Here is a 15,448-nt window from a genome sequence, read left to right on the forward strand (position 1 = left end):
TCACCGTCCTTTTCCCCGCACTTCCACCTCGAACACCCGTCCGAGACCCATCAGCGAGGCGACGCCGAGCGTGGCGACGTTGACGTAGTGTTCGCCGGGAACGGCGGCGACGGCCCCGACGAGGGCGGCGACGCCGAGGAGGAGATGCGGTCGGAGTCCCGGGGTGTAGTCGGTGAGGAGGTCCCCGCCGACCGCGACGACGGCGGGAATCCCGGCCAGCACCGCGAAGACGACGACTGGACTGGGTTGGTCCAGCGAGTAGGCCGTTCCGGCGGCGAGCAGGCACGCGGCGCCGGCCAACGCGAGGATGACGCCGTCGTCGGAGAAGCGAGGGTCCGACGCCGATTCATCGGGGTCCGAATCGGCCTCGGGAGCGTCGTCGACCGCCGACTCGGAATCGTCGCTCATGTCGCGGTGTGGACGCCCGGGGGTATTCGACCTTGCGCTCTCGACATCGGCACGGACTCACACGACCGGTGGGCTTTTACTCGTCATTCCCCTCGTGTTCGACAACAATGGGACCCGGCACCGATATGTATCGGCAGCAAATCCTCGACCACTACAAGAACCCCCGCAACTACGGGGAACTCGAGGATGCGGACATCGAACACGTCGGCGAGAACCCGATGTGTGGCGACACCATCAAGATGTTCCTGAAGCTGGCCGACGACGGCGACACGATAGCGGGCGTCAGTTTCATCGGCGACGGCTGTGCCATCAGTCAGGCCTCCGCGAGCATGCTCTCGGGGAAACTCCGGGGCAAGAGCCTCGAGGAGGTCCGCGGGATGGAACGCGAGGACATCGAGGAGATGCTCGGCGTCGACCTCAGCCCGATGCGGGTCAAGTGCGCCGTCCTCGCCGAGAAAGTCGCAAAGGACGGCATCGCCATCCACCAAGGCGACAAGGACCTCGAAGAGACGACCACGGAGTAGGCGGCGAACCGCCGGCGGTTTTTTGGTGTGTGATGACATACCAAAGAGTATGGCAACCGAGCAACGACAGCGACAGGTACAGTTCGGACAGACCGTCTACGACGCCGACGGCGAGGAGTTGGGACGGGTCCGTGCCTTCGACGACTCCGGGTTCTACGTCTCCAGCGCCGAGGGCGTCTCGACGATGACCCAGGCCGAGAGCAAGGCCGGCGAGAAGACGCTGATGTGGCGCTGCTGGGAGTGTGGCGAGATGGGCAACATCGACGATATCCCCGACACGTGTCCCTCCTGTGGCGCCGAAAGTGAGGAAATATACTACTGGCAGGAGGATTGAGCGGGAACCGACCGTTTTTCTACCGCAGCGCCCCGTTCCAGCGGTATGGATGTCGTCGTCTTCGGTGCGGGCAGCCTCGGCAGTTTGCTTGGCGGGCTGTTGGCCCGCGAACACGCCGTCACGCTCGTCGGCCGTGACCCACACGTCAGCCGAGTCCGCGAGAAGGGCCTCCGTATCGAGGGTGCCATCGAGACGACGGTGTTCCCGGACGCCGACACCGAACCGCCAGCCGAAGCCGACCTCGCCGTCGTCTGCGTGAAGTCCTTCGACACCGACGAGGCGGCCGCGGCGCTGGCCGAAACCGACATCGAGTGGTGTCTATCGCTACAGAACGGCATGGGCAACGAGGAACTGCTGGCCGACCGCCTCGACGCGACGGTGCTGGCCGGCACCTGCACCTACGGTGCGATGCTGGAATCACCGGGCGTCGTCCGCTGTACCGGCGTCGGCGAGACGGTTCTGGGGCCACGCAAAGGAGGACACTCGGAGGTGGCCGACCGCGTCGGGGCCGCCTTCGAAGACGCCGGCATCGTTACCACGGTTGCAGTGGACATGCCGCGTCGACTCTGGGAGAAACTGGCCGTCAACGCCGGTATCAACGCGACGACGGCGCTGGCCGACACCGACAACGGCGCGCTACTGGGCGGCGACGCCAACGCCGTAGCGACCACCGCCGCCCGCGAGGTCGCAGCCGTCGCACGCGCCGAAGGGGTCGACTTCTCACCCGAGGAAGCTGTCAGGGCCCTCGAAGAGGTCGCCGAAGCCACCGCCGAGAACACCTCCTCGATGCGGCAGGACGTCCTCGCCGGCCGGCGGACAGAGGTCAACGCCATCAACGGCTACGTCGTCGACCGCGGCGGGGAACTGGGCGTCGACGTGCCGGTCAACGCGACGCTCGCCGGATTGCTGTATGCGTGGGAGGCCGACCACGTCGAGGGATGCTGAGCCAGCGATAGCAGCCATCGAACGGCTGTCAGCACTGCTCACTACTGCTTTATCATCTCAGAGCGCGTATAGAGAGGCAGTCACCCGGTACACCTTACGATTCTCCCAACCGGGACGAGTACGACGGTCGGAGTGACGACAGAGTTGATAGCAATGCCTACCTTCGAACACACAATCGACGTTGCAGCGCCCGTAGAACGCGTCTCCGAGTTCATGACGGACCCCACGAACTGGCCGCGAACGCACGCGAGCATCTCCCAACTGGAGATTATCGAATCCAGCGACGACGAGATGCGGATGGACGCGACCTTCCGCGTCCTCGGCATCGGCAACGAGGGCGAGATGGTCCAGCGTATCCTCGAACCCGACTCTCACGTGACGGTCTCCTTCGAGAGCCCCGGCCTCAGTGGCACGGCCGACTACCGATACTCCGAATCCGACGGCGTGACGACCATCGTCGAGTTCGTCGACTACGAGTTCGGCGACTCGCTGCTCGACCGCATCATGGAGCCGGTTGCCAAACGGTACAACGAACGACAGTTCCGCCACAGCCTCGAGAGTTCCAAGGAACTCATCGAAGCGGAACTCGCCGAAAGCGAGCGGATGGCCGCGGCCTGAGTGCCGTCGCGCCCTTCCGACCGACTTTTTCGAACGTCACAGTTTCCACCCAGCCGACGGCCTCACTCCACGTAGCCGAGGTCCTGTAGCCGCTGTTTGGCCTCCTCGTCCATCTCCTCGAGTGAGCCGTCGGCGTCAGCCGCGGAGTCGTCCCACTCGCTTCCGGCCCGTTCCTCGAAGCGTTCCAGCGCCGCCAGCACCTCCCCGATGACGGGGTCCTCTTGGTCGACCGACTCACGCTCGTCGGGGTCGGAATCGAGTCGGTAGGCCTCGTCGGCGATGCGCTCGTTGCGGATGTACTTCCCGTCGGGGCGGCGTGCGGCACGCATCCGGGAGTAGAACCGTGACTCCTCGTCGAGTTCGATACCTCCCTCGGCGGCCTTCGTCTCCAGTTGGTTCAACTCGACGACCGGGCGGTGGTAGTCGACGAAGGCGAACTCGCCGTCCGTGATGTCTCGCTCTTCGGAGAGCAGCGACCGACCCGCATCGAAGGGGCGTGCCCCGACGCGGTCGGCGGCCGCCGTGGCTTCGGCCGACTCCAAGACGGTGTCATAGAGGTCCAGCAGTTCGACCTGCTCGTCGGTTCGGCCGGTCGAGAGGTCGGGGTGTTTCACCATCAGCGGGACGTTCACCAGCGGGTCGTAGATGCAGAACTCGTGGCCGTAGAGGCCGTGTTCGCCGTGGAGTTCCCCGTGGTCGGCACAGACGACGACGACGGTCTCCTCCCACTGGCCGGTGGCCTTCAGATGCGAGAACAGCCGGTCGAGTTCCGAATCGATGTGTTTGATTTCGGCGTCGTACAGGCCGCGGATGTCGTCGAACTCCTCATCAGTTATCTCGCGGGCGCCGGAGTTGTACTCCTTGGAGTTCTGGCACACCGAGTGGGGGTCGACGCCGGGGGCGAACGCCTCGCGGTACTGCTCGGGTGGGTAGTACGGCAGGTGTGCGTCCATCAGGTTGATGAACGCGAACCACTCGTCGTTGTCGTCGACGAAGTCGATCGTGTCGTCGATTATCTGTGGCGTCTTCGAGTCCTCGCCCTCGCCGCTTGCGAGGTATTCGTGGACCTCGTTGCCCAACTCGACGAGGCGGTCGGCGACGCCGCGGAGGCGGTCGCTGTCGTTGACGCGCTGCCAGAGGTTCGCGAGCGCACCCGAGAACGTGTCGCCGGGAAGCGCCTTGAAGAAGTTGTCCTGTTCGTCGAAGCCACTCGTCAGCCGGGTGTAGGGGGTAATCCACGCGTTCGAGGAGTAACAGGCGGTGGCGTATCCGGCGTCCGACATCGCTTCGGCGAGCGTCGCCGTTCCGTCGGCGAGATACGGTGCCTCTTGGGAGGCGCCGTGTTCGCCGGGGTACAGCCCCGTAAACATCGAGGCGTGGACGGGCAGCGTCCACGGCGCCTGTGCGACGGCCTCTTCGTAGACGAGTGCCTCCTCGGCGAAAGCCTCCAACGTCGGCGTCGTCTCGCGGTCGTAGCCGTACGGCGTCAGGTGGTCCTTCCGGACGGTGTCCATGACGACGAACAGCACGTTCCGACCGTCGGTGTCCATACCGGTGGTCGGGGTGTTTCGGGCTTAAAACGACTGGTGTGTCGTCGCGGTCGAACCGATTAGCCGTGAGAAGAGTTTAGAACGGGGCTTCGGGGCCTTCGTCGGCCTCGTCGTCGCCGCCCTCGTGGCCCGGGAAGGAGGGGGACATCTGGCCGCCGGCCATTCCCTCGCTGCCGCCGTCCATGCCGGTGTCGGCGTGGACGGTATCGATTTCGGGGATTTCCTGTGTCATGCGGGACTTGATGGCCTGAATCGTCATCGGGGAGATACCACAGCCCGAGCAGGCGCCGCCGAGCATGATGGTGACCTCGCCCGCCTCGCGGTCGAGGTTCCGGACGGCGGCACTGCCACCGTGCATCTGAATTTGCGGGAAGTTCCGGCGGAGGAAGTTGCTGATGCGCTCGCGAAGGTCCTCGTCGGCGTCGGCGGATTCGGTACTCATGTGCCAGCGTATGCAGCGCAGCCGTATGAAGATTTGGCTCCGGTCGGGCCGCCCGCCGAACCGACACCGCTATTGGATGGTGTGACACGCGGGAGACGGGCGTCTGACGGGAGTTTATGTCGGTTCAGACCCGCTAGCAGGTATGCCAACTCGTCGCCATCTGCTCGCGGCTGCCGGCGTCGCAACCGCCAGTGCGGGCTGTCTGGGCGTCTTAGGAGACGATGGGGAGACGAACGCCGAAGGGAACATCGCCGACGCGGCCGATGACGACGACGATGACAGCCTAACGGTCGAACTCGGCGAACTCTCCGTCCAGAACAACCACGAGGAGAGCCACCAGGTGCAACTGGCCGTCGAGGCCGACGACGGGATGCTCCATCTTGGAACCTACCAGCTCGAAGCCGGTGGGTCGAGCACCACCATCGAGGGAGAGTGGAACGACGAACCGGGCGCCTACCGCATCCACGCCCGCCTCGACGACGGGGAGATACGGACGGCAAGCGTGACCGACGGCGTCGGCGAGGGCGCCGAGTGTGTCCGCGTGCTCGTCCGTGTCGACAACGAAGGAGCGCTCGCGGTGTGGAACGGCGCCGGCTGTGAGAGCTGATTCAGGCGTCGAAAACCCGCTCTAACTCCCGTTCGATTTCCTCGACGTACTCCGCCAGTACCGCCTCGAACTTCTCCTCATCGACGAGCACGCCCGTCAGTCGGTCGTAAGGGTCCTCGGGCAACTCGAGATAGAACCCCTCCTCGTCGTCGTAGAACGGCTCGGATTCGTTGAGAATCTGCTGGTCGATGCCGTGGACCAACGTGGAGTCGTACGTCTCGTTGACGCGGTTGAACGCGTTCTTGTACGCCTGCTGGAGCTGTGGGAAGTAGTCGACGTACTTCTGTTCCTCGAAGGTGTCTGCGTCCATGGCGGGCCGTTCGTTGCGCGGCCCTAAAAGCCGGTCGAACCCTCGCGATAGGCGAGCGCAAGCGACTTGTTCGCGGCCGGAGTGGCCGGTCGTATGTACCGAAGCGGTGCCTTCGTCGCCGACCACGTCACGCCGACGACAGACGAGCAGGTCCAGCCGAACGGGGTCGATGTGACGCTACAGGCGGTGTACGAACAGCGGGAACCGGGACGTATCGGCCGCGACGGTAAGGAAATCGGGACGCGGCATCGTCGTCCAGCAGACCCCGTCGTGGAGGGCGAATCCATCGACGAGGTGACCGACGAAAACGAGACGTACTACCTCCCACCGGGCGGCTACATCGTCCAGTACGCCGAAATCGTCTCGATACCCGACGACCACATCGGCTTCATCTACCCGCGGTCGTCGCTGTTGCGGAACTCCTGTATGCTCGACACCGCCGTCTGGGACGCCGGCTACGAGGGGAAAGGCGAGGGGCTGCTCGAAGTCCACCACGACATCGAAATCGAGGCCGGCGCCCGAATCGCACAGTTCGTCCTCGCGGAGGCCGACCACGAGGGAACCTACGACGGGAGCTATCAGCGCGAAAACCTCTGACCGGGCACGGCGGAACGGGGTTGGATATTCACGAACAACGTCGGTGCAAATATTGTCACTTTTGGACGTTTTTGCTAGTGTATTTATATGGGTGTTTAGAAACAAAAGACACTTCCGAGTCGGCGTTCGCGTTCGGTCCGCTCCTTGCGGTTTTGGGTCGATACCTCACTTATACACCCATACATCACCTGCAGAATCGATTTAAATAGACAGTCGATACGTTCGCTAACTCGGTTTCGGGGCCCTCAACCATGTCAAATACTCACACGCGACTACTCCTCGCTGTGCTGGCGGCGCTGCTCGTCGTTTGCTCGGCGGTGGGAGCGCCCGTCGCGGCTGCGAGTACGTCGACCTTCGAAGACGGACTGAACGGCACGTTCGGCTCCGGCGACAGCGAGGACGGAGACGGCCCTTCGGACGACACGAGCGACGGTGAAGAGGATACCGACGGCGACACGAGCGACGATACCGACAGCGATTCGGGCGACAGCACGAGCGATAGTACGGACGACGACGCGAGTGACGATTCCGACGGCGCGTCGAGTTCGGACGAATCGACGGCTGATACGACGGACGGCTCGACGGATGACTCCATCGCGGATGACCGAGAAGAGCACGACGACTCGAGTACGGACGTGCGAAATCGTGTCAACGACACGGCCGGTGGAATCAACGACACGGCCGAGAACGCGACGGATGAGGTCGGTGACACGGCCGAAGACTCGACAGAGGACACCGACTGGCAGACAGAAGCGCTCGATTATATCGACGACCTCGAGAACGCCGAATCAGCCGACGAGTACCGCTTCGAGGGGCGCTATATCGACACGCGAATCGACTCGGGAATGGCCGTCGAGACGCTGGAGGCCGACACCGGAATCGAATCCGACGAAACCGTCGAAACAACAGTAACGACCACCACGGACACGTTGGGGACCGTCGGCGGGACGCTGACATCCGGGAGCGACGAGGTGCTGGTCGGCGCCGTCGGTACATCGACGGCGTCGAACTCCGATAGCGAGTTCGACGAAATCGTCCTCGACGACGGGGACGACGCCCCGGCCGGTGCAGCGATGAGTGCCGGCGGCGCCGGTGGTACCGGCGGACAGCCCCTCCCCGCCGGCCCGGCAAGCGGGGCCGCAGTCAGCCTCGGTGCCGTCGCGGCGGTCGCCGCCCTCCGTGGGAGCGCGTTCCTCTCCGGCAGCGCCGGCGTCGGCGCGTCGGCGGTGGGCGCCTTCGCGGCGATGCCCCGGTTCACCCTCGCCTCGCTGGTCGAGAAACTCCGACCGTTCTTCTTCCCCCTCCGATACAGTCGCTACGACGATTCGGACCCGCTGGAACACGAGGCACGCGAGCGCGTCTACGAAATCGTCAACGAGTCGCCGGGGTCGTATCTTTCGGAGGTCTCCGAGGAGGCCGACCTCCCGCTGTCGACGACGCGACACCACGTGCGGGTTCTCGAACGCGAAGACCTCGTCTCGGGGGCGAAACTCCGCGGCAAGCGTCGGTTCTACCCGGCGTACGCGGAGGGAGTCGAGTTGGCCGCCGCGCTCAACGACGACTCGACGGCGAGCATCATCGACGCCATCGCCCGCCTCGGGTCGGCGTCGGTCAGCGACCTCGCGGGGGAACTCGGGCGCGACCCCAGTACGATCACCCACCACCTCCAGCGACTCGAAGAGGACGGCATCATCTCCCGCGAGCGGGAGGGACGCGCCGTGATGAACAAACTCTCCGTGGAGGCCCGGACGGCACTCGAACCCGAGACGGTTCCCAAACCGGGCGAACCCGGCGGTGCCATCGCCGGCGGCGCGGACTGAGTTCTGTGTTCCCCGCTTCAGGATGACGAATCAGAGTCGCGTCCGTCAGCGGCCGCGTTCGGCGTCGCGTCCGAATCGAACTCGAAGGGCTCGGCCGTCGAGTCGTCGATTTCGGCTTCGAACTCCGGTTCCGTCGACTCCCGGTCGCCCTCCGCCATCGGGTCGTTGGCGTCCGGTGACACCGCGGGGATGTCGACGTCTTCGAGCGCCGACCGGACGACTGCACGCTCGTCGACGCCCTCGACGGTGGCCTCAGTCGTCAACAGGAGGCGGTGGGCCATCGTCGCTGCCGCGAGGCCCTTCACGTCGCTCGGGGTGGCGTACTCGCGACCGTCGATGACCGCGCTGGCGCGTGCGATTTCGAAGATACGCTGGACGCCACGGGGTGAGACGCCGATTTCGATCCGGTCGTCCCGTCGAGTGGTCCGCGCGAGGTCGATTATATATCGGCGAATCTTCGGGTCGACGTGGACGTCCTCGGCCAGCGACTGCAAGGCTCGAACCGTCTCCGGGGAGACGACGGCTTCGACGGAAGGTGAGAGTTCCCGACGGTCGTCACGGCGGGCCAACAATCCCATTTCGCCCTCGATGTCGGGGTAGCCGAAGGAGGTCTTGACGCTGAAGCGGTCGCGTTGGGCTTCGGGGAGTCGGAACGTCCCTTCCTGTTCGACGGGGTTCTGCGTCGCGATGACGAGAAACGGCTCCGGAAGGGGGTAGGTCGTCCCGTCGACGCTGACCTGTCGTTCTTCCATCGCCTCGAGGAGGGCGGCCTGGGTCTTCGGCGGCGCGCGGTTGATTTCGTCGGCCAACACAACGTTTGTGAACACCGGACCCTCGGCGAACTCGAAGGTACCCTCGTGTTCGTCGTACACCGTCGAGCCGGTGATGTCGGCAGGCAGGAGGTCTGGCGTGAACTGGATGCGGTTGAAATCGAGACCGAGCGACTCCGCCAGCACGCGGGCGGTGACGGTCTTGCCCGTTCCAGGAACGTCCTCGATGAGGACGTGGCCGCGGGCGACGACCGCTGAGAGGATGCCTCGGAGGACGCGCCGGTCGACGACGGCGGCAGACTCGATGCGTTCGACGACGGACTGCACCGTCGCCTCGGGGTCATCGACGGTTGCGTCCGGTTCGTTCATGGCCGTCGTTCGGCGGGCGGCTACAAGAATGTCCGGCCCTCATCCACGGAGCGTTCCGAGCAGCGCGAGCGCGCCGAGACAGGCGACGACGGCGGGGACGGTCCCGCCGACGCCGGCGAAGACGCCCGTTCGGAGCGCGTCGACGGCAACGAGAGCGACGACGACGGCGACCGTGATGCCGACACCGACGACGGCGTGAACCAGTTCGAGACGCCGCGTTTCGGGGATTCGACCGAGTTCGGCGGTGACGCCGAGTCCGAACGACGAGAGATCCCACACGAGTAGCGCGACGGCGACGCAGGCGAACGTCACCGGCATCGAGATACGAGCGAAGCCCACGGCCGAGACGACCAGTCCGAACGCCGCCATCGCCGCACCGCTTGCTCGGTCGGGGAGGATTCCGATGTCGATACCAAGGACGAGTATCGCGATACAGACGACGAGCGCCAGCGGAGCGGCGAGCACCCCGAGGAACACAATCGCGCCGACGAGCGGGGAGACGGCGACGAGGGCGGCCGCAACGACGGCGGCCACGGCGAGAACGAAGCCAGCGATGACCGCGGCGAGTCGCTCGGCCGACGCCGGGTCGCTGTCGCGGGCCAGTCGGCGGAGCGTGAGCGCGACGGCGCCGGCGAGGATGCCGACCGTTCCGACGGTGACGGCGGGCCAGACCACCAACGGCGACGACAGCGCGCCGAACCCGGTCGCAAGCGCCGTCCCCTCGAGGCGCTCGAAGCCGCCCGACGCCCGAATCAGGGAGACGGCCAAAAGCGAAAGCACGGCGACGGCAATCGTTCCGAGAGCATACCGTCGGATGACGGCGACCCGTCTCTCGACGGCCGGACGCCGCGAACGCGGCGTCAACTGCCGAATCGGGAGCCACCGAATCGCGGCGGCGATCCCCGCCCCCGCATAGGCGACGACCACGAACAGACTCGCCAGCCCGCCGGCGGCGGTCGACTGGCCGACGAGGCCTTCGACCGATAGTTCCGCGAGCGCGAGACCGCCGGCGACGGCAGCGAACCCGACGAGCCACAGTATCGTCGCCGCGAAGGCGAGCGTACTCGCCGAGAGGCCGTCGCCGAGATGCGTTCGCGTGCCGGCGTTGCCCCAGGTCATCGCGAGGCCGAACAGCGCCAGCGCGAACCCGTCGACGGCGACGCCGACGCGGCCGACGAGTGGTGCGAAGACGACGAGAAGCGAAAGCGGCGCGCCGAACCAGACGAACAGGCAGTGGCCGGCCAGCAGGTGGACGAACCGCTCGCGGTCCAGCAGCGCGAGGCCGGCCCCGGCCAGTCCCGTCACCGAACCGAGCGAAACCAGGAGGTCGGGTTGGCCGATAACGAACCCCCCTGCGACGACGAGCAACGCGACGACGAAGGAGGCGACCGCGAGGCTGGCCGCGCGGGGGCGGCCCTCGTCGCCGACGGCCGACGAGCGGTCGAGGAGCGGAATCGGTATCGTCACCGGCCGTCACCCCCGGCAGCGCGGCCCCGGCGTCGGTTCGGGGCGAGGCGTGCGTCGGCGGCGAAGGCCTCGGCCAAGACCGCCGGAAGCGGCGTCCCGCGGCGCCAATCGACCGTTCGGGCACCGACTCGCTGACACCGGGCGAGTCTGGTCCGCCGTCGAACCTGGACGTACTGTCCGCTGACGGTGTTCTCCGGGACAATGTCGGGCGAGAGAACGACGATGGGAACGTCGGCCGCTCGCCACGTCTCGATCGACTCGACGGCCCGGTCGTCGAGGACCGGCGAGAACGCGAGGAGTTGTCCACCCGGCGGGAGCAACTCGATGACGCGTCTGACCTGCGCCGATTCGTTCGCCGGACGGCCCGCAGCGTCGTTGGCCGTCCGGAACAACTCGAGGGCTTTCGCGCGCTGCTGTCTGCTCGCGGCCGGCGGCAGCCAGTAGAGCCCAGCCGGCCCGGGGCCGTCGAGACCCAAGACGACGACGCCAACGTCGTGGCCGCGTCTGAGGAGGTCCGTGAGCGCGTGTGTCGCCGCGTAGGTACCCAACTCCACTGCCGTCGGGCGACCGGGGCCGGCGACGACCCGGTTCCGAATCCGGGCGTCGATGACGAGAATCGTCGTCGCGGCGACGGTTCGCTCGTAGTTGGTGGTCGCGAGGTCGCCCCGTTTCGCGTAGTGACGCCAGTTGATTCGTTCGGCGGGGTCGCCAGCGTAGTACTCCCGCGTGGAGTGGAACGTGACGCCGGCACCGGCAGCGTCGCTTTCCAGTCGGCCCGGCCGTGCGTCGCCGTGTTCCTCGATGGGTGGGGCGTCGGCATCGAGACGGCAGACGAGACGCCTGTCGCCGTCGGCGATGCGCCGTGTCGTCTCGACGGTGCCCGCGCCGAACCCACGGGCCCGGAGTTGTGGCGATTCGAACTCGTAGGTGCCGCGCCGTGCCGCGACGGCGTATTCGAGCGTGAGTTCCTCGTCGGGCGCCAACGAGGTCCCGCCTCGCGGTGTCCCGTCGACGACCGCGAGGTCCGCCGGAACACCGTCGACGACCCTGAGGTCGGGAACCGTCCGCTCGGAGTCGTTCCGGACGGTGAGCGAGACAGTGACCGGGCGGCCGGGCGGGGCCGGTGTCGGGTCAACGTGTCGGGTTATCGAGATGGCGTCGGGAACGGTGACGTCCGAGATGGCGTCGGCCGCGACGTACGCAAGCGGAACGGCGGCGGCGAGGAGTAACGCGCCGTTGCCATCGAAGACGCCGACAGCGGCGAGGAAGACGCTCGCCGCGAGGCCGCCACCCCAGCGTCGCTGTCGGCGGGTCATTCGCTGCCCTCCTCGTCGGTGGACGCCTCCGGCGGCGATGGGCCACGGGCAATCGCCATCGGGTCGCTCGCGCGCTGAAGTCGCCCGTCGACGCCGCGCTGGAGTTCCGACAGCGACGTAGTGACGGTGGGGACGGTTCGGGGGGCCGTCTGTCCGGGGACGGTCGGCAGCGCCGCTTCGGCGGCGACCGCGACTGCTTCCGTCGCACGGCGTGCGCGCCGGCGAACGACCCGTTCGGGAAACAGCCACGCTTCGACGCGGGCACGAATCGACCGGTCCGGTGGGTCGACGTGCTCGGAGAGGACGCTGGCGGCGACAGGGTCGTCCGTCCACTCGCCCGATTCCAGCAGGTCATCGACGGATTCGGCGGCGGTCCCACCCTGTGTGAGCGCGCCGACGAGCGTATCACGGAGCGCCGGCCGGACGACGTCGATGCCGTCCTCGACGGTCCCCTCACGGCGTGCCGTCTCGCCCGCACCGTCGAGGATGCGGGCGAGTGCGACACTCGAGAGTGGATATTCGCTTGCGACTTCTTCGGGTGGGGGCGAAGCGAAGGGTTCCGTAGACGACCGCCTTTCGTCGGCGGTCGAATCGGGAGGCGTCCTGATTTTCAGCGCGGCCAACAGCAGTGCGAAGAGCGCGACGGCGACGAGCAACCCGGTTTCGACCGTCGAGGAACTCGGCCACTCGGCAAGTACGGCGAGTGCGACGCCACCCAACACGAGAACGAACCCGGCGACGGCGACGAGGAGTTGGCGTCTCACTGCTCTTCACCCCGGTCGCGTCGTCGGATGGCTTCGTAGGCGTCGGTCGCACGCGAGCGCACGGCCGCCGACAGCGGCCGGTCGCCGTATTCCACCTCCCGGAACAGTCGCGTCAGTTCCGCGACCGGTCGGCGGGGGAACCCCTGTTCGACCGCGGCGGCCGCTATCTCCTCGGGAGTACTCGAACGCCACCGGTTCGGAGCGACGAGACGGGCAAACCCACGCCACAGCGTGCGAATCGAGCGGCCGTCGTCGGTCACGTGACCCGGCGCGGCCGAGGCACTCTCGCTGGCGGCGGGGCCGTCAGCGTTCGAATCGTCGACAGAACGGCGACGGAGCGCGAGAGCGAGGGCGACAACGAGCGTGGCCGTCGCTCCGAGAACCGCACCGAGGCCGTCGCCGACGCGGTAGCCGACGGCCGTCGCTCCCACGCCCGCCACCGCGAGGGCGAGGACGATTGGGTTCCGTGTAGCCCGTCGGATGCCACTAGCCGCCGAGCGGAGGGCGTCGCGCAAACGCTCGAAGAACTCGGACGCCGACCGTGGGAACGACCGGAGACGTGCTGCTGCGGTCCGCACGGTCGCCGCGGCAGCCGACGCGAGGCGCCCGATGTCGTCGGCCAGACGGAGTACGTTGCGGTACGCCGATTCGACGAGCGACGACCACAGGTGTCGGAGCAGGCCGGGAAGGCGACGGACGTTCGTGAGCGTGCGAACGACGGCAGCAATCAGCCAGTGGAGCGTCCCGCGGGCCGAGGTGGCACCGCTCGCGAGCGACTGTCGCCACCGGAAGAGGCCGATACCGACGACGGCGGCAATCACCGCAGCGAGCGCGACGTATCGACCGGTCGGTCCGTAGAGGCCGTCCGCGACGACGACTGCAGCGACGGTGGCGACACCGGCAGCGACGGTTGCCACGCCGCGGCGATCGCGGATGCGGTAGGCGGCGACTGCGAGAAGCGCGACGACGAGGGCGAAGACGCCCGCCGGAACGGCGTAGTGGGACGCGACGCTTGTCGTCGCCCGCTGGTCCGCAGTCTCGACCACTATCGTTGTGGTCGGATTCAACGGTAAGTCGACCGTGAGTCGACCGTCGGCACCGGTCGTCCCGCGGCGTTCCCCGCCGACGAAGACGGCGGCTTCGGTCGGTTCCTCCCCCAGTCGAGCGAGTACGTCGCCCTCGGCTCCCGGGAGCGCGAGGAGGTTCTCCGAGCGGAGCGACGCCGACAGCAGGAGCACGTCGACCCGTTCGGACCCCGCGAAGTCACCGCGGACGACGCGGACACGGAACTGCTCCGTTCCGTCTTCGGGGACCGCGACGGTCGCGGTGCCGTCGGCGTCGGTTTCGCCGACCGACCTGCCGTCAACGAAGACCTCGGCGCCGCGGAAGGGCCGGCCGTCGATTTCCGACTCGACGGTGAGCGTGTCGCCGGGATAGGGCTGGCCACGAACGTCGACTGTGACGGTGCCATCGACCGGGTAGGTGACGCTCGCGTTCGGCGTGGCGGTCCCCTGGGCCACCGCAGCGACCGAGAGGGCCGGGAACCCTGCGGGCGACGACAGGCCGGGGGCGCCACTTCGGCGGGCGCTTCCGGTACTCGCGCGGCAGTCGGGACGCCCCGGAACGTCGACTCGAATCGTGAGTTCGCGCTCGTAGGGGACCGTTCCGGCCACCTCGCCGTCGGCGTTCGTGGTGCCGACGCGCTCGCCGTTGAACCACACGGGCGCGTCGGCGAGCGGCTCGCCCTCGTAGGTGACCTGCGCCGTGACCTCGCCGCCGGGCTCCGGTTGGCGGTCGAGGCCGATAGAACAGCGCGGCTCGGTGCGCGTGGATTCGCCGTCGTTCTCCGGGAGGAACCACTCCAGGAGTTCGTACAAATGGAAGGTGCCGTCAGGGGCTTCTCCCGAACCACCGGTACCGGGGTTTTGACCCGTCGAGTCGCTCTCGCCCGGGTCGTCCCCGGAGCCGGCGCCGCCCGACGGCGCGACGACGGGGACGAGGAAGGCGGCGACGACGAGTGCGACCGCAGCGAGGACGACGAGACCGACCTGTGCGGTGCTGGTGGTGTCGTCCGTGCTCTCCGGGGACGGCGCGTCGTCGTTCATCCGTAGACCCTATTTTCGCGTTCGGGGACCGCTTCGGTGTGTACGTTGTGCCGTTCTTCGGTATAAAGGGTCGGGCGGACTGAAAACGTGAGAGTAGCCGAGCAGGGCCGTCACGCGCCGTTAGGGCGGCGTGGCGAACAGACCTGACGGTAGCCAAGTGAAAACGGGACAACGTCGAAAGGATTATTCGGCGGTGTGTATCCGAGTTACGCCGTGAGGTCGGTGTTCTCGGTCGCGTCCTCGACCTGCTCGGAGACGTCCTCGATCTGCTGTTGGACGGTGTCAGCCTGCTCTTCGAGTTGTTCCTGGATGCTGTCGAGTTGCTCGTCGAGTTGGTTTTGGAACTCCTCGGAGCGCTCGTCGAGTTGCTCCTGGAGGTCCTCGATGGACTCCTGGAGGTTCTCGAGGGCGTCGACGGTCTGGTCTTCGAGGTCCTCGCTGGCCTCGAGCAGTTGGGCGACTTGCTCGTCGAGGGTTTCGAGGAAGTCCTCGAGGAGTTCGT

The 15,448-nt window shown here is 66.9% G+C and carries 16 protein-coding genes and 1 pseudogene; 7 read left to right on the forward strand and 10 right to left on the reverse strand.

The genetic code is table 11. The features are described 5' to 3' along the window. Nucleotides 1–408 (reverse strand): hypothetical protein, encoded by a 408-nt coding sequence (locus tag HWX69_RS17920; RefSeq protein WP_178915101.1) that lies wholly within the window; start codon nucleotides 406–408, stop codon nucleotides 1–3. Nucleotides 409–515: 107 nt separating this feature from the next. On the opposite strand from HWX69_RS17920, the gene sufU reads away from it, so the two are divergent. The 4 genes from sufU to HWX69_RS17940 all read left to right on the forward strand — a co-directional run bounded on the left by sufU (nucleotide 516) and on the right by HWX69_RS17940 (nucleotide 2,829). Beyond that, a complete protein-coding gene (sufU, locus tag HWX69_RS17925) occupies nucleotides 516–932 on the forward strand; it encodes a Fe-S cluster assembly sulfur transfer protein SufU (protein WP_178915102.1) in 417 nt (138 codons plus the stop codon). Between the two features lie 49 nt (nucleotides 933–981). Continuing rightward, nucleotides 982–1,266 (forward strand): DUF7130 family rubredoxin-like protein, encoded by a 285-nt coding sequence (locus HWX69_RS17930; protein WP_178915103.1) that lies wholly within the window; start codon nucleotides 982–984, stop codon nucleotides 1,264–1,266. Between the two features lie 45 nt (nucleotides 1,267–1,311). Then, the gene (locus HWX69_RS17935; protein WP_178915104.1) at nucleotides 1,312–2,211 is read left to right on the forward strand and encodes a ketopantoate reductase family protein; all 900 of its coding nucleotides are present in this window, start codon (nucleotides 1,312–1,314) and stop codon (nucleotides 2,209–2,211) included. A gap of 153 nt (nucleotides 2,212–2,364) precedes the next feature. Then, nucleotides 2,365–2,829 carry an SRPBCC family protein gene (locus HWX69_RS17940; RefSeq protein WP_178915105.1) on the forward strand — a complete coding sequence of 155 codons (465 nt, stop codon included), beginning with the start codon at nucleotides 2,365–2,367 and terminating at the stop codon, nucleotides 2,827–2,829. A 62-nt stretch (nucleotides 2,830–2,891) separates the two neighbouring features. Here HWX69_RS17940 and HWX69_RS17945 read toward each other — a convergent pair whose 3' ends face one another. Together HWX69_RS17945 and HWX69_RS17950 are read right to left on the reverse strand one after the other, a co-directional pair. Continuing rightward, on the reverse strand, nucleotides 2,892–4,379 hold the full coding sequence (locus tag HWX69_RS17945) for a sulfatase (protein WP_178915106.1): 1,488 nt from the start codon (nucleotides 4,377–4,379) through the stop codon (nucleotides 2,892–2,894). Nucleotides 4,380–4,455: 76 nt separating this feature from the next. Beyond that, a complete protein-coding gene (locus tag HWX69_RS17950) occupies nucleotides 4,456–4,821 on the reverse strand; it encodes a NifU family protein (RefSeq protein WP_178915107.1) in 366 nt (121 codons plus the stop codon). Nucleotides 4,822–4,963: 142 nt separating this feature from the next. Between HWX69_RS17950 and HWX69_RS17955 the strand changes: the two genes are divergently transcribed. After that, entirely contained in the window at nucleotides 4,964–5,428 is a 465-nt protein-coding gene (locus tag HWX69_RS17955) for a hypothetical protein (protein WP_178915108.1), read from the forward strand. Nucleotide 5,429: 1 nt separating this feature from the next. Here the strand turns inward: HWX69_RS17955 and HWX69_RS17960 are convergent, their stop codons facing one another. After that, nucleotides 5,430–5,738, reverse strand: coding sequence for a DUF5783 family protein (locus HWX69_RS17960; RefSeq protein WP_178915109.1), 309 nt, complete (start codon nucleotides 5,736–5,738; stop codon nucleotides 5,430–5,432). A 93-nt stretch (nucleotides 5,739–5,831) separates the two neighbouring features. Between HWX69_RS17960 and HWX69_RS17965 the strand changes: the two genes are divergently transcribed. Continuing rightward, a complete protein-coding gene (locus HWX69_RS17965; RefSeq protein WP_178915110.1) occupies nucleotides 5,832–6,335 on the forward strand; it encodes a deoxyuridine 5'-triphosphate nucleotidohydrolase in 504 nt (167 codons plus the stop codon). 251 nt (nucleotides 6,336–6,586) lie between these two features. Beyond that, complete coding sequence (locus HWX69_RS17970) at nucleotides 6,587–8,155, forward strand: winged helix-turn-helix transcriptional regulator (RefSeq protein WP_178915111.1); 1,569 nt, start codon at nucleotides 6,587–6,589, stop codon at nucleotides 8,153–8,155. 17 nt (nucleotides 8,156–8,172) lie between these two features. Here HWX69_RS17970 and HWX69_RS17975 read toward each other — a convergent pair whose 3' ends face one another. From HWX69_RS17975 to HWX69_RS18000, 6 genes and pseudogenes are all read right to left on the reverse strand, one after another. Continuing rightward, nucleotides 8,173–9,294, reverse strand: a complete 1,122-nt coding sequence (locus HWX69_RS17975) for an AAA family ATPase (protein WP_178915112.1) — start codon at nucleotides 9,292–9,294, stop codon at nucleotides 8,173–8,175. A 39-nt stretch (nucleotides 9,295–9,333) separates the two neighbouring features. After that, a complete protein-coding gene (locus HWX69_RS17980) occupies nucleotides 9,334–10,761 on the reverse strand; it encodes a hypothetical protein (protein WP_178915113.1) in 1,428 nt (475 codons plus the stop codon). After that, nucleotides 10,758–12,077, reverse strand: a complete 1,320-nt coding sequence (locus HWX69_RS17985; protein WP_178915114.1) for a DUF58 domain-containing protein — start codon at nucleotides 12,075–12,077, stop codon at nucleotides 10,758–10,760. The genes HWX69_RS17980 and HWX69_RS17985 overlap by 4 nt, the downstream gene beginning before the upstream one ends. After that, nucleotides 12,074–12,841, reverse strand: coding sequence for a DUF7269 family protein (locus HWX69_RS17990; RefSeq protein WP_178915115.1), 768 nt, complete (start codon nucleotides 12,839–12,841; stop codon nucleotides 12,074–12,076). Before HWX69_RS17990 ends, HWX69_RS17985 begins: the two co-directional genes overlap by 4 nt. After that, the gene (locus HWX69_RS17995; protein WP_178915116.1) at nucleotides 12,838–14,946 is read right to left on the reverse strand and encodes a DUF4129 domain-containing protein; all 2,109 of its coding nucleotides are present in this window, start codon (nucleotides 14,944–14,946) and stop codon (nucleotides 12,838–12,840) included. The genes HWX69_RS17990 and HWX69_RS17995 overlap by 4 nt, the downstream gene beginning before the upstream one ends. A gap of 206 nt (nucleotides 14,947–15,152) precedes the next feature. Further along, nucleotides 15,153–15,448, reverse strand: a pseudogene (locus tag HWX69_RS18000) (hypothetical protein); the annotation flags it as partial.

Origin of the sequence: Natronomonas gomsonensis, assembly GCF_013391635.1 — an archaeon.
Classification (GTDB): Archaea; Halobacteriota; Halobacteria; order Halobacteriales; family Haloarculaceae; genus Natronomonas; species Natronomonas gomsonensis_A.

What these genes read in the sequence shown, in the direction of transcription:
- HWX69_RS17995 (WP_178915116.1), bottom strand. Translation starts at nt 14,946, where the DNA reads ATGAACGACGACGCGCCGTCCCCGGAGAGCACGGACGACACCACCAGC.
- HWX69_RS17940 (WP_178915105.1), top strand. Translation starts at nt 2,365, where the DNA reads ATGCCTACCTTCGAACACACAATCGACGTTGCAGCGCCCGTAGAACGC.
- HWX69_RS17950 (WP_178915107.1), bottom strand. Translation starts at nt 4,821, where the DNA reads ATGAGTACCGAATCCGCCGACGCCGACGAGGACCTTCGCGAGCGCATC.
- HWX69_RS17985 (WP_178915114.1), bottom strand. Translation starts at nt 12,077, where the DNA reads ATGACCCGCCGACAGCGACGCTGGGGTGGCGGCCTCGCGGCGAGCGTC.
- HWX69_RS17960 (WP_178915109.1), bottom strand. Translation starts at nt 5,738, where the DNA reads ATGGACGCAGACACCTTCGAGGAACAGAAGTACGTCGACTACTTCCCA.
- HWX69_RS17965 (WP_178915110.1), top strand. Translation starts at nt 5,832, where the DNA reads ATGTACCGAAGCGGTGCCTTCGTCGCCGACCACGTCACGCCGACGACA.
- HWX69_RS17955 (WP_178915108.1), top strand. Translation starts at nt 4,964, where the DNA reads ATGCCAACTCGTCGCCATCTGCTCGCGGCTGCCGGCGTCGCAACCGCC.
- HWX69_RS17930 (WP_178915103.1), top strand. Translation starts at nt 982, where the DNA reads ATGGCAACCGAGCAACGACAGCGACAGGTACAGTTCGGACAGACCGTC.
- HWX69_RS17920 (WP_178915101.1), bottom strand. Translation starts at nt 408, where the DNA reads ATGAGCGACGATTCCGAGTCGGCGGTCGACGACGCTCCCGAGGCCGAT.
- HWX69_RS17970 (WP_178915111.1), top strand. Translation starts at nt 6,587, where the DNA reads ATGTCAAATACTCACACGCGACTACTCCTCGCTGTGCTGGCGGCGCTG.
- HWX69_RS17935 (WP_178915104.1), top strand. Translation starts at nt 1,312, where the DNA reads ATGGATGTCGTCGTCTTCGGTGCGGGCAGCCTCGGCAGTTTGCTTGGC.
- HWX69_RS17945 (WP_178915106.1), bottom strand. Translation starts at nt 4,379, where the DNA reads ATGGACACCGACGGTCGGAACGTGCTGTTCGTCGTCATGGACACCGTC.
- sufU (WP_178915102.1), top strand. Translation starts at nt 516, where the DNA reads ATGGGACCCGGCACCGATATGTATCGGCAGCAAATCCTCGACCACTAC.
- HWX69_RS17975 (WP_178915112.1), bottom strand. Translation starts at nt 9,294, where the DNA reads ATGAACGAACCGGACGCAACCGTCGATGACCCCGAGGCGACGGTGCAG.